The 13,478-nt window shown below is 52.0% G+C and carries 10 protein-coding genes; 5 read left to right on the forward strand and 5 right to left on the reverse strand.

Annotation, left to right across the window (positions count from 1 at the left end; genetic code table 11):
- Nucleotides 1-62 precede the first annotated feature (62 nt).
- Both EFB08_RS19375 and EFB08_RS19380 read left to right on the forward strand, forming a co-directional pair.
- Nucleotides 63-2,255: a prolyl oligopeptidase family serine peptidase gene (locus EFB08_RS19375; RefSeq protein WP_123128610.1), complete on the forward strand. Its 2,193-nt coding sequence runs from the start codon at nucleotides 63-65 to the stop codon at nucleotides 2,253-2,255.
- 132 nt (nucleotides 2,256-2,387) lie between these two features.
- Nucleotides 2,388-2,864: a GNAT family N-acetyltransferase gene (locus EFB08_RS19380; protein ID WP_123128611.1), complete on the forward strand. Its 477-nt coding sequence runs from the start codon at nucleotides 2,388-2,390 to the stop codon at nucleotides 2,862-2,864.
- A 275-nt stretch (nucleotides 2,865-3,139) separates the two neighbouring features.
- Here the strand turns inward: EFB08_RS19380 and EFB08_RS19385 are convergent, their stop codons facing one another.
- Both EFB08_RS19385 and EFB08_RS19390 read right to left on the reverse strand, forming a co-directional pair.
- Nucleotides 3,140-3,445 carry a DUF4286 family protein gene (locus tag EFB08_RS19385; RefSeq protein WP_123128612.1) on the reverse strand — a complete coding sequence of 102 codons (306 nt, stop codon included), beginning with the start codon at nucleotides 3,443-3,445 and terminating at the stop codon, nucleotides 3,140-3,142.
- A gap of 97 nt (nucleotides 3,446-3,542) precedes the next feature.
- Nucleotides 3,543-4,778 (reverse strand): MFS transporter, encoded by a 1,236-nt coding sequence (locus EFB08_RS19390; RefSeq protein ID WP_123128613.1) that lies wholly within the window; start codon nucleotides 4,776-4,778, stop codon nucleotides 3,543-3,545.
- Nucleotides 4,779-4,983: 205 nt separating this feature from the next.
- Between EFB08_RS19390 and EFB08_RS19395 the strand changes: the two genes are divergently transcribed.
- Nucleotides 4,984-5,865 carry a TraB/GumN family protein gene (locus EFB08_RS19395; RefSeq protein WP_123128614.1) on the forward strand — a complete coding sequence of 294 codons (882 nt, stop codon included), beginning with the start codon at nucleotides 4,984-4,986 and terminating at the stop codon, nucleotides 5,863-5,865.
- A gap of 158 nt (nucleotides 5,866-6,023) precedes the next feature.
- Here EFB08_RS19395 and EFB08_RS19400 read toward each other — a convergent pair whose 3' ends face one another.
- The 3 genes from EFB08_RS19400 to EFB08_RS19410 form a co-directional block, all read right to left on the reverse strand.
- Nucleotides 6,024-6,578: a hypothetical protein gene (locus EFB08_RS19400; protein ID WP_123128615.1), complete on the reverse strand. Its 555-nt coding sequence runs from the start codon at nucleotides 6,576-6,578 to the stop codon at nucleotides 6,024-6,026.
- Nucleotides 6,579-6,614: 36 nt separating this feature from the next.
- Nucleotides 6,615-9,005 (reverse strand): TonB-dependent receptor, encoded by a 2,391-nt coding sequence (locus tag EFB08_RS19405; RefSeq protein WP_165864969.1) that lies wholly within the window; start codon nucleotides 9,003-9,005, stop codon nucleotides 6,615-6,617.
- 154 nt (nucleotides 9,006-9,159) lie between these two features.
- Nucleotides 9,160-9,492, reverse strand: coding sequence for a hypothetical protein (locus tag EFB08_RS19410; protein ID WP_125077810.1), 333 nt, complete (start codon nucleotides 9,490-9,492; stop codon nucleotides 9,160-9,162).
- Nucleotides 9,493-9,938: 446 nt separating this feature from the next.
- Between EFB08_RS19410 and htpG the strand changes: the two genes are divergently transcribed.
- Nucleotides 9,939-11,765: a molecular chaperone HtpG gene (gene htpG / locus EFB08_RS19415; protein ID WP_123128618.1), complete on the forward strand. Its 1,827-nt coding sequence runs from the start codon at nucleotides 9,939-9,941 to the stop codon at nucleotides 11,763-11,765.
- A gap of 215 nt (nucleotides 11,766-11,980) precedes the next feature.
- Nucleotides 11,981-13,246, forward strand: a complete 1,266-nt coding sequence (locus tag EFB08_RS19420) for an exo-beta-N-acetylmuramidase NamZ family protein (RefSeq protein WP_123128619.1) — start codon at nucleotides 11,981-11,983, stop codon at nucleotides 13,244-13,246.
- Nucleotides 13,247-13,478: the final 232 nt, after the last annotated feature.

Here is a 13,478-nt window from a genome sequence, read left to right on the forward strand (position 1 = left end):
TGCCCCGTGCTGGGGTTGCTTCCTGCTTTTAACCTCTATTGGTGAAACTAACGCAAAAGAACATGAACAAATCCTTTACGTTTATCTGGGTTGCTGCCCTTGCGGCGGTGACCGGCTGTAAAACCAGCACGCCTTCTACTTCACCGTCGGCTGCGGCTACTCCTGCGACCGAAACGCCCGCCGTGGCCGCCAAACCTTCTACGTTTATGTACCCGAAAACCGAGAAAACAGACCATACCGATACCTACCACGGCACCCAGGTGCCCGACCCTTACCGTTGGCTGGAAGCCGATACCGCCCAGAACGTGGCTTCCTGGGTAAAGCAACAGAACGACCTTACCTTTGATTATCTGGCCAAAATACCGTTCCGCGAGCAAATCCAGAAACGCCTGACGCAGCTCTGGAACTACCCTAAATACGGGGCCCCGCTCCGCGAGGGCGACTATTACTACTTCTACAAAAACGACGGCCTGCAGAACCAAAGCGTGCTTTACCGCCAGAAAGGCCTGAACGGTACGCCTGAACTGTTCCTGGACCCGAACAAACTATCGGAAGACGGCACCACGTCTTTGGGCAGCCTGGAGTTTAGCAAAGACGCCAGATACGCGGTCTACACCACCTCAACTGGCGGCTCTGACTGGCGTGATGCCTATGTGCTGGACGTGGCTACCGGCAAGAAACTCTCCGATGAACTGCACTGGATCAAGTTTTCGGGTACCAGCTGGCACAAAGACGGCTTCTTCTACAGCCGCTACGCCGAGCCCACCCAGGGTTCCAAAATGGCCAACAAGAACGAATACCACAAAGTCTACTACCACAAAGTAGGCACGCCCCAAAGCCAGGACAAACTCATCTGGGAAGCCAAAGCACATCCGCTTCGTCTGTTGTTCGGCAGCACCACTGAAGACGAGAAATACCTGGTGCTCACTGCCTCAGAAGGAACCAGCAACAACTCCTTGTATGTGAAAGACCTCTCCAAAGCTAACAGCCCCATCGTGCCGCTGGTGGAGACCTTTGACAAGGAATTTGGCGTGGTGGAGAACATCGGCGACAAGCTCATTGTGCTCACCAACCAGAATGCGCCCAAGTACAAGCTCATTGAGATCGATCTCAAGAAACCGCAACAGGCCAACTGGAAGACTTTGGTGCCCGAGACCGATAACGTACTGAACTACGCCTCGCTGATAGGCGGCCGACTAATCCTCAACTACATGAAAGATGCCGCTACCCTGGTGCGAGTGCACGATACCAGCGGTAAGTTTCTGCATGATGTGGCCCTCCCAACCCTGGGCACCGCCGATGGTTTCACGGGGAAAAAGGAAGACAAAACCGTTTTCTACTCCTTCACCTCCTACACGTACCCCACCACCATTTACCAGTATGACGTGGCCACGAACAAGTCCACCCTGTTCCGCAAATCTGAGGTAGACGTGAACATGGAAGGCTACGAAACCAAGCAGGTCTTCTACACCAGCAAGGACGGCACCAAGGTTCCCATGTTCATCACCCACAAGAAAGGCCTGGTGCTGGACGGAAACAACCCTACGTACCTCTATGCCTACGGCGGATTCAACGCCTCTATGACGCCGGGTTTCAGCATTGCCCGCATGGTGTGGCTGGAGAACGGCGGCGTGTTTGCCGTGGCCAACATCAGGGGTGGCGGTGAGTACGGCGAGGCCTGGCACAAAGCGGGCATGACGCCCAACAAGCAGAACGTTTTCGATGATTTCATCGGCGCAGCCGAGTACCTGATCAAGCAGAAATACACCTCCTCGCAGAGACTGGCCATTGCCGGTGGCTCCAATGGAGGTCTGCTGATTGGCGCCGTTGTAAACCAACGCCCCGATCTGTTTAAAGTAGCCTTACCCGCCGTGGGCGTAATGGACATGCTGCGGTTCCATAAGTTCACCATTGGGTGGGCCTGGGTGCCCGAGTATGGGTCATCAGATGATGCCGCGCAGTTCCAGAACCTCATGAAGTTCTCGCCCATCCACAACATCAAGGAAGGCGTGAACTACCCGGCTACGCTGGTCACCACCGCCGACCATGATGATCGCGTGGTGCCGGCGCACTCGTTCAAGTACATCGCCACGTTGCAGGAAAAAGGCGCCGGCTCAAACCCATATTTGATCAGGGTAGACGTGAAAGCCGGGCACGGCGCCGGGAAATCCACCACGGCCCAAATCGCGGAAGCCGCCGATGTCTGGTCGTTTGTATACTACAACATGGGCGTAAACCCGTACGCGGCGCAGTAACCTCTGTCAGCCATCCTTTTAAGCCATTGCTTCCCGGATCAGCTCCTTGGAGGCAATGGCTTTTTTAATGCGCGGCAGACCCTGTATCTTGCGGCCTACCAGCCAACAGGAGGTTGGTTTAAAGCTGAAATCATGAGTGAAACCATAAAAGTGAGGAAAGGTACCGAGGCCGATCTGCCCGGCGTGCACGCCCTGATTGTAGAACTGGCCGTGTTTGAGAAAGCCCCAGATGAAGTCACCAATACCATTGAAGACATGCGCCGTGACGGGTTCGGAGACCAGCCTATCTTTGAGTTCTTCGTAGCCGAGTCTGCCGAGGAGGGCATTGTGGGCATCGCGCTGTATTATACCGCCTATTCTACCTGGAAAGGCAAAATGCTGTTCTTGGAGGATATTGTGGTCACGGAGCGACTGCGGCGCCAAGGCCTAGGGCGGATGCTGTTCAATGCCGTGGTGCAGACCGCCAAGGAGGAAAACTACAAGCGCATGAAGTGGCAGGTGTTGGACTGGAACGAGCCTGCCATCAGTTTCTACCGCAGCATAGGCGCCAACCTGGACGGCGAGTGGATCAACTGCAATCTAAGCCAGGAGGAACTGCAGCGATTCTAAGTTCTTGGTTCAATAGTGAAAACGCCTTCAAACTGCCTTACAGCGTTTTGAAGACCTTTTTGCGAAATCGGCCCCAAACTGGCTTGAATGAAAGAGCTGGATGCTGAAAGCATTTACAGGCCATTAGGTTGGCTAAACCAAAAGGCCCTGAAAACGATTGTCGTCTTCAGGGCCTTTTCATGAATATGGGCTGGAAACAGGCGCTGGCTAGTTAAAGTGCTTGAACCGGTAAGCGTTCGATTCTCTAATGACTAAAACCAACAACTGGCAACTACTTAACCTACCACTTCCAAAACGGTTCTAAAGGCGGCATACTGACCGGCATACCGGGCCTGCATTTTGGCTTGCATGTTTTGGTCGTGGTCACGGTGGTATTCCAGCAGGTCATCCATGTGGCGGGCAAAATACTGCACGGCGTAGGTGGTGCCTCCGGTGTCTTCCTCTTCCACCACCCTGGCAATCTGGAACTTTACGAAAAATGTAGTGGCCATCACCTCGGGGATATGCGTTTCCTGCATCCACTGGAGCCATTCAGCGGCCACGGCGTTGTCTATGCTAACGGTTTCGTTGAAAAGAATCATGTGCGAAAATAAACTAATAAAGCCAAAACAGAGTGCACCGAAAGAAAGTGCCCACCTATTTTAGGGCTGTTCTGGCCAAAACAGCCCTAAAACATGACTACTCTGTATAGTCCAGATCCTTGCTGAAACTCTCCGGCAGGGTGCTGATGGAGATCAAGGCAATCACAATAGTGACAGCCCCCAAGAGTGCTGCCGTGGTCAATAGCCCTAGATCATCCTGTAACCCTTTAAAGGAAAGTGTGAGAATCACCACGGCTCCTCGCACGAAGTTAGGCACCGTAGTGGTCACCGTGGCTCTGATGTTGGTCCCGAACTGCTCAGCCGCAATGGTCACAAACACGGCCCAGTAGCCGCTGGCAAAGCCCAAGGCTACGCAAAGGCCATAGAAGTATGTCTCGCTCGCTCCCTGCGCCAGCAGGAACAAAGCCACTATCGCTGAAAGCAGCAGCAGGAAGAGTACCACCACTTTTTTGCGGCTCCGCAATTTCTGGCTCACGAGCCCACTGGCCAAATCTCCCAGAGTAAGGCCCAGGTAAGAGAAGCCGATGCCTTTGGCTGCTGAAATAGTTGCAGTAATTCCCAGAGCCTGACTGATCTCGGGGGAGAAGGTAATGAGCACCCCAATCACAAACCAGATGGGCACGCCTATCAGGATGCATTTCAGGTACTTAAAGAAGCGGGCACCGTTGTTGAACAGACTCAGGAAGTTACCCCGTGCTACCTCTTGCTGTTGGGTGCGCTCAAACATCCCCGATTCAAATACTCCAATCCGAAGCAACAATAGGAGTAAACCAAGTCCGCCCCCTACAAAATAAGCAGTGCGCCAGTGGTAATACTCGCCAATCACTCCGGCCAGAATAGCCCCCGAGATGCCCACCGATGCCACAATGGTGGTGCCGTAACCCCGCTTTTCCTTGGGTAGCACTTCACTCACCAGGGTGATTCCGGCTCCCAGCTCTCCGGCCAAGCCTACCCCGGCAATAAACCGCAACCAGGCATACCAGCCCAGATCAGTGACAAACCCATTGGCGATATTCGCGGCAGAGTACAAGAAAATAGATCCAAATAACACGGAGATACGGCCCCGTTTATCGCCTAGAATGCCCCAGAAGATTCCGCCCAGCAACATGCCGGTCATTTGCATATTTATCAGATGCACCCCCTCCTCCAATAAGGCCGCAGGGCTACTGACTCCCAGGTCGCGCAGGCTGTTGATCCTTACAATACTGAAGAGAACAAGGTCATAGATGTCTACAAAGTAGCCCAGAGCGGCCACAATAACCGCTGTGTTTAAGAGTTTACTTGTAGAAGCCGGTGAAGTAGTGGTTTGCATGCAGAGATGGGATAGATCTGGCAACAGAAATATTTAGGATTTTAGATATAAATCTAGACTTAACAGGTGATAAGGGTAAGCGATTTAATCACAGTTATTTAGGTTTCATCGAGGATTTTTACCGTTTCGTCGCATTAATGCCTAAGATCACATTGATCTCTAAAAAAAAGTGATACTTTTGTTAAAGTTCTGCAACCTTCTATTTATGGGCACGTATAAAGCCGCTTTTTTTTGGTTCTTCTTTAGCTTGGTCTTGGGCATCTCTTTCCCTAAGACGGGCGTTTGTGCTTCTCCAGAGGCCCCTACAAACTCTCTTCTCTGGAAAGTAAGCGGCAAAGGAATCAAGACCTCTTACCTCTATGGCACGTTCCACCTGGTGCCTAAAAACCAGTTTGTTCTGCCTAGTAAGGTAAAACAAAAACTGTTAAAATCACAGACCGTGGTCTTTGAAGTTGACTTGGACAGTCCGAAACTGACGCGGCTTCTTTCCAAAACCATGCGCATGAACCAACCTCTAGAGTCATTGATGACCGCCCAGGACTACAATCTCTTGACCAACTTCGTGCAAGATTCACTGGAGCGCAACATGCAGCAGTTCCGTTATATTAAACCTGGTTTCCTGGGTCAGTTGCTGCTTTACCCTAAGTTATTGGGTTACAGCCCTGAATCTTATGACCTGGCGCTGTTAGACATGGCTAAAAAGTGGCACAAGTCTATCTACGTGCTGGAAACCCCAGAGGAGCAGGTAGCTTTGTTTGATCAGTCCACGTTGGAAGCGCAGACATCCCAATTGCTGAACAACGTGAAGCAGTTTGACAAACAGCGCAAGCTCATGAAGAACATGCTCACGCTTTACCAGCAGGAAGACCTCAGCGGCTTGTATAACCTGATTACCTCACAGGAAGATTCAAAATCAAATGACTTACTATTGGATGAGCGGAACCACAAATGGCTTGCTCCCATGGTAGACATGATGAAGAAAAACACCTCGTTTGTTGCCGTGGGGGCCGCCCATCTGGCCGGCGAGGAAGGACTAATCCAGTTGCTCCGTGCCCAAGGCTACAAAGTGGAGCCCGTCCTGAATTAATACCCAAAACAGATCTATCTAAACCCGCAGCAAGGCCCTCCTCATTCATTTGAGGCGGGCCTTGCTGTTTATGCGTTTCGGGCACATTTCATGAAAAACGGGCTTAAAACAGAAAGCCCCGGCATGTGCCGGGGCTTTCTGTTTATCGGGGTTTCTCCTTATTGGATGGTAACAGGGAAACTTACTTCCACATCTGTCTCACCGGTGTTGATGGTGCTGGTAGCACTTTTTGAACCAGGCTGATGCTTCAGGACTACTTGCAAGGTACCAGTTGATGCGGCTCCTGTAGCAGCTCTGTTGTTGATGCCCATCGGCAAGTTGTTCTTGTCAGCATCATTGTAAGTCATCGTAAGGTTTAAGCCTGTAGAAGGAACATAGAAAAACTGGTGCTCATGGCCTTCTTCCTGTACTTCTTCGGTGATGTCTTCCGCAGGAGTCTTAGATTCATCCAGAACAGTTACAGCCAGCGCGTAACTCTTGTTTGCGGCCAATTGTACCGGAGTGATGGTAGGAGCCTGCCCGCCAGGGCCATCCAGATCACGGTAGGTGGCTGTTACGGTGGTACCTCCAGCTGTTGGCATGAAGTCAAGCTGCAAGGTGGTGATCAGTTCTTCCTCGTTGGTTGGCACCGGATCTTCGTCATTGCTACAAGAAGTCATGAACACAGAAGCAGTGAACAAAAGGGCGAGGGAAGGTTTCAAAAATGATTTCATGGGGAATTGAATTTTTATTCTGGTGAAAAATCAGGTTTAGAAATTAAGCGGGATGCTCACCCGCAGGGTAATGGATCTGCCTATTTCATCGGCGTAGTACCGGAAACGGTTCAGGTAATCGCGGTAGGCGGTGTTCAGGAGATTACGACCGATCAAACCAACCTCAATCTGCTGCTTGCCTAGCTGCAGGGTAGTGCCCGCCTCGGCGTTCAGCAGGAAATAACCAGCTGGTGGCATGGCGTAATCACGGGCCAGGTAATTGCCTGGGATATGGCGCTGCCGGGGCACCGCTAGTCCGCTGATGGAAATAAAGTTTTGCACAAATACTCCCTGGGCTCCTAATCGTTCTACGGAATAGCGCAGGCTGTTCTCGTAGCGGTCAGAGGGAATCCAGATCAGGTACTCATCGGCGGTGCGGTTGTACGCCCGCACCAGTGAGGCCTTGGTGGCGAAAAGCAGGTGATCCGTTAACTGGTAAGACGCACTTACATCTACCCCGGAGAAGGTGGCATTGGTTTGTTTCTGACGGGCCGTCAGGAAAGCGCCCCTGATGGTCAGCGTAGGCACCGTATCTGGCTCCTGGTAGATGTAGTTGTCTATGAAGTTGTGGTACACACTGATCTCGCCGTTCAGGCGCTTGTTCTGCACGTAAGCCAGCGTAGCCATAAAGTTGTACGCCCGCTCCACTCCCAGATTTGCGTTGCCGTACTCGTAGGTGCCCGTACCGTGGTGAATGCCGTTGCTGTACAACTCACTGGTGGTAGGCGAACGCCACGCCGTGGAGGCATTCAGGTTCAGATCTAAGTGCGGCCCGAAGTGGTAGATGGCTCCCAGCGTACCAGACAGGTTCTGGAACCGATGGGTAGGCGTGAGTAGCTCATTGTCCAACTCAGACTGGCCGGTTTTCTCCGGGGTGTCTTTGCGGAACATTTTGGCCTGCAGGTAGCGGTAATCGTACCGAAGCCCTGCCTCCACGTGCCACTTACCTTTCTCCCAGTTCTCAATCCAGAACAGTCCGCCGGTGTGGCTCTGGAAAAACGGCACAAAGAAACGTCCCTCATACCGGTTGAACTGGTACTGGTACGTGGCCCCAATGCTGCCTTTTAGGTTCTTGATGAGCGGGTGTTCCCAAACGACTTCGCTGCTGTGCGTAGTAATCTCAAACCGAAGGCCAGGCCTGCTGGAATCACCGTGGGCATCATACTCCTCGCGTTGGTTGTATTGCCGGGCATAGGTGAAGAGCAAACGGCTGGCCGGACCGGTACGGTAGAACCCATGCAGGCGCATCATATCATGCGTCACGTTCTGGTACGGCACCCCGATGTCATAGGTGAAATCAGCCTCCGGTTCCGGGCGTTCCCGTTGCAGCGCGGTTCGGATATCGGTGAGGTTGCCCACGTGCGAGGCCGAGAACACGCCCAGCCTGGTGTCAAATCGGCTGAAAAAGGCATCTACCCCAAACTTCTGGCGGGTCCAACCGGCGGCGGCCGAGAAGTTCTGCTCCTGGTAGCCGGTGTTGGCCAGGTAGTAATCTGGAGTCTTGCTGTTTCCGGCCTTTTTGAGCGTGCCCTGCAGGCGCAAGCTCAGCGACGGGATGCCCGCCGGATTGCTTTCCACCATACCAGACAGAACGCCCTGGCGATTGTGGCTCACCCCTACCAGGTTCAACTCGGCACTTGTTCCGGCCGAATCTCGCAACGGTTTAGGCTCTACCAGAATCACGCCGCCAATGGCATCGGCGCCGTAGCGTACGCCAGCGGCTCCTTTCACCACGGTCAGCTCAGAGGCTACAAACGGGTCAATCTCGGGCGCGTGCTCAGAACCCCATTGCTGGGCCTCGTGGCGCACGCCGTTGTTCATGACCAGCACGCGGTTGCTGTGCATACCATGGATGACAGGTTTAGCGATGCTGGGTCCGGTCTGGATGCTAGTCACGCCCGTCATCCGCTCCAGTGACTGGGCCAGCGACTGGCCATGCGTCTGCCTCAATTCCTGTCCGCTTAGATGACTTGTAGCTTGGGGAATCTGCTCGCGCTGTTTGGCAATCCGGACCTCCACCGAGTGTAGCTGAAGCGCGTCTGGGTGCAACCGGAAATTGATCACCTCTGGTGCCCGTACTGACTTCTCCAGCCGTTCTGGGTTATAGCCAATATAAGACACCACTATGCGGTACGTGCCGGGGCAAAGGCCATGGAAATGGTAGTGACCGTCGGTATCGGTGATGCTGGTGTGGGGGGTGCCTTCCAGTACCACGGTGGCACCAATCAGAGGGCTGCGGTCTTCATGGTCGGTGACTTTGCCGGAAAGCGTGATGCCGCAGTCTGCCTCGGCAGGCGCATCTTTCCCGGTAAGAATCGGACCATTCTGTGCAAAGACACGGGCAGAGGCCAGGTCAATACACAGCAGAAGCAGCACCAAATATTTCAAGTATTTGCGCAACTCAGTAAGAAAAAAGAAATGGGAAAAGGAGGAGCGTCCTCCAAACCGCCTTCAAAGGCAGGACGTTTCTTGCCCGTTTTTACAGAAAAGGCTGTAAACTACGCGGCAAGGGAGAGCCTGGGCTGTCTTGAAGGAAATAGAATTAACTGAGCAGAGCCACAGGTGGCCCGCGCGGAGAGGCGGTATGCGGATAGCTGAATTTCCAGATGAAGGCGAAGCCCTCCTGGTAACTATCTATCAACGGAATTGGGGCAGTAAACTCTACTATCGTCTCTGAAGGCTGAAAAGGAGTGTTGAATAACTCGGCCGTAGGACAGTGCGTGTGCTTGTTGTCAATGTGCGGCCGGTTCTCGTCGTGCGGTTTGTCTTCTGAGTGGGCGTGGGCGTGCAATGCCACCAGTACCTTTTCAGGTACCATCACCCGCATAAACAGCAGGAGCAAGAGGTAGGCACTTAGGCTCCGAAGATTCCGCACAGTTTTTGGTTATCCGCAAATATAACACCAGCATTCATATTTCAGTAAGAAAACGTTTGTGGCTCTTGTACAAACGCTTACTGCTTCTTCTGCTGCAAAGTTCTGTTTGAGGTTCTCCGTTTTGCGCCTGATTTTTAGAAAGTAGGGGCAATCCCCTTTGGTTGCCCTAAACGGTAGTCCGAGTAATACAGGTGTTTTTTTGGAAACAAGCCATAAAATGGGACAATCCAGCGGGAAATCTACCATTCAAGGCCCGGAGAACAAGAAAGGGCAACCACTAGGGATTATCCCTACATTTTCAAAGAAGTGTTCCGCTCAAAAAGGCTTTCAAGAACCAGTTTCGCCATAAATTCTGCCATCCTGTCACTTTTGCGGTTGCTGGAACAGCTTTTGCCAAGGCTCATTCACCATTAGCAACACACATCATTATTTACATAGATAAGGAAATGGAAGAAAAAGGCACGATTTCGATTCACACCGAGAACATTTTCCCCATCATCAAGAAGTTCTTGTACTCAGACCACGAGATTTTCTTGCGTGAGTTGGTGTCCAACGCCGTGGATGCGAGCCAAAAAGCCAAAAGTCTCTCCAGCATTGGCGAGCTGAAAGGTGACCTGGGCGAGCTGAAGGTGACCGTGAAGGTAGACAAAGAGAAAAAGCAGATCATCATCTCGGACAACGGGATAGGGATGACTGCCGAGGAGATCAAGAAATACATCAACCAGATTGCGTTCTCCGGCGCCACTGAGTTTGTGGAGCGCTACAAAGACTCCAACGCTGACAAGAGCCAGATCATCGGGCAGTTCGGTCTGGGCTTCTACTCGGCGTTTATGGTGGCCGGCACCGTGGAAATTGACACTTTGTCGCACCAAGATGGCGCCGAGGCCGCTCACTGGATCTGCGACGGTTCCACGGAGTTCTCCATCACCAATGGAACCCGCACCGAGCGCGGTACCGACGTGATTTTGAACATTGCCGAAGATTCTGAGGAGTTCCTGGAGGAAGCCCGCCTGCAAACCATCCTGAACAAATACTGCAAGTTCTTACCCATTCCGGTGGAGTTCAACGGGGAAACCATCAACAACCCGAACCCCATCTGGACCAAGTCTCCTTCTGACCTGACCGATGAGGACTACAAGAACTTCTACAAAGAACTATATCCGTTCTCAGAAGACCCGCTGTTTTGGATTCACCTGAACGTGGACTATCCGTTTAACCTCACCGGTATTCTTTACTTTCCTAAAGTGAAGAATGAGTTCGATTTCCAGAAAAACAAAATCCAGCTTTACAGCCGCCAGGTATTCATCACCGATGAGGTGAAAGACGTGGTTCCTGAGTTCCTGATGCTGCTGCACGGAGTGATTGACTCCCCGGACATTCCGCTGAACGTAAGCCGCTCTTTCCTGCAGGCCGATGCCAACGTGAAGAAAATCAACACCTATATCACCCGTAAGGTGGCCGATAAACTGAACGAGATCTACAAGAAAGACCGCACCGCCTACGAGGAGAAGTGGAACGACATCGCGGTGTTCGTGAAGTACGGTATGCTCTCAGATGACAAGTTCTATGAGAAAGCCAAAGACTTCACCCTGCTGCAAAGCACCGACGAGAAATTCCATACCCTGGAAGAGTACCGCAACTTTGTACAGGCCAACCAAACCGATAAAGACGGCAACCTGGTGATCTTGTACACCACTGATGCTGAGAAGCAGCACGCCTTCATTGAGACCGCCCAAACCCGCAACTATGACGTGGTGAAGCTGGATTCCATGATTGACCCGCACTTCATCGGTCAGTTAGAGCAGAAGTTAGAGAAAACGACCTTGAAACGCGTTGACGCTGATACCATTGATAAGCTCATCCAGACCGATGCTAAACCGGCTAGCGTATTGTCAGAAGACGAGACCAAGCGTCTGAAGGAGCTGTTTGAGAAAGCCATTGCGAATCAGAACATGACCGTAGGCGTGGAAGCCTTGAGCACCGATGATCAACCGGTTATCATCACCCTGCCAGAATTCATGCGCCGCATGAAAGACATGAACCGCATGGGCGGCGGTGGCATGATGATGATGGGCAACCTGCCAGACATGTACAACGTGACCATCAACGCCAACCATCCTATCAACCACCGCATCTTGAAGCACAACGACGAGCGCGGTGAGAAGATCGCCAAGCAGGCCTATGACCTGGCGTTGCTGTCTCAGAACATGCTTTCGGGTGCTGCCTTGACAGCCTTCGTGAAGCGCAGCGTGGAGTTGATTGACAAAGAATAGTCTGCTGTTTTAAAGCAGTTTTTACAAAAAGAGGCCGGAAATGCTCCGGCCTCTTTTTGTTTTAGGCCTGTTTCTTTAAAAACAAGCAAAATTCGCCGCCACTTTTGTGAAATAGACTAGATCTCCTTCCAAAGACCTCACTTTCTTAAGCCTGAAAATTGATTTGGTTGCTACTTTACCGGTAAACCTCCAACTTGCGTAAAACTTTACCCCCTATGCCAAAATCCCTGTTGTCTTTCTTCTCACTTGGCCTGCTCACGGTGATACTAGCGAATGGTTCCTGTACCAAATCTTCTTCGCCAACCGCCCCTACTTCCGCGCAAAACAGCTCCACCACCGCCAAGCCCGGCAAAGCCTTGATGACCGGTGCCGACCAGACCGAGAAATATGTACCCTACCTGAAAGGCAAGAAAGTAGCCATGGTGGTGAACCCTTCTTCTACCATCGGTGGGAAGTCCAGCGTGGATAGCTTGTTGGCTTCGGGGATTCAGATTGTAAAGGTGTTCGGGCCTGAGCATGGGTTCAGGGGAAATGCCAGCAACGGCGCGAAGGTAGACGATGAGGTAGACGCCAAAACCGGTATTCCTATTATCTCGCTCTACGGCAAGAAGCGAAAGCCCAGCAAAGAAGACCTGGCAGGCGTGGACGTGCTCATCTATGACATCCAGGACGTAGGCGTTCGGTTCTACACCAACATCAATACCCTGCGCGATGTCATGGAATCCTGCGCCGAGCACAACGTGGAACTGATGGTGCTGGACCGGCCCAACCCGCACGCCTACATGATTGATGGCCCCATCCTGGACATGAAGTATAAATCGGGCATCGGGCAGTTTCCTATTCCTATTGCGCACGGACTAACGGTGGGGGAATTTGCCCAGATGGTGAACGGCGAAGGCTGGATGGAGAAGGGCCTGAAGCTGAACAAGCTCAACATCATCAAACTGGCCAATTATAACCATGACATGCCGTATGTGCTGCCCGTGAACCCATCGCCTAATCTGAATACGGCCCAAAGTGTGATGCTGTACCCCAGCCTGTGCCTTTTTGAGGGAACCATCATCAGCCAGGGACGCGGTACGCACATGCCGTTTACGGTACTGGGTGCACCAGCCCTGAAAGGTAAATATGAATTTACCTTCACCCCGGTCAGCATCAAAGGCATGAGCGAAACCCCGTTGCACATGAACGAGGCTTGCTACGGGTTGGACTTACGCAACTATGATGTAGAACAACTCCGGAAAAAGCGCCAGATCAACCTGAGTTGGATGATAGAACTGTACAAAGCTTACCCAGAGAAAGCACGGTTCTTTGACTCATCATACAGCAAGCAGATGGGCGTGATTGAACGACTAGCCGGCGTAGCCGATTTCCGGAAACAGATAGAAGAAGGCTGGTCTGAAGCTAAAATCAGGGAAACCTGGGAACCCGGCCTGAAAACGTATAAGGAGATGCGCAGGAAGTATTTGTTGTACCCGTGAGAAGGTATTTTAGCCTAAACTGGAATATACGTGTAAGAACTCTGCCTAATGAAATCATTAGAAAAACCCGAACTGGAAAATGCTACTTATACCTTGACGTTCTACTTCATTGCAGGCATCCTAGTCATTATACTCAACACTGCTTCACAGTTCAAGTCCGGGCCTTGCACCCCTGGTCTTGATTTACTTTCCTTCTTCTTAGTAGGTCCTGTAAGCCTAATCTTGCTTTTTG

The organism is Rufibacter latericius (genome assembly GCF_003721515.1).
Taxonomy (GTDB): Bacteria; Bacteroidota; Bacteroidia; order Cytophagales; family Hymenobacteraceae; genus Nibribacter; species Nibribacter latericius.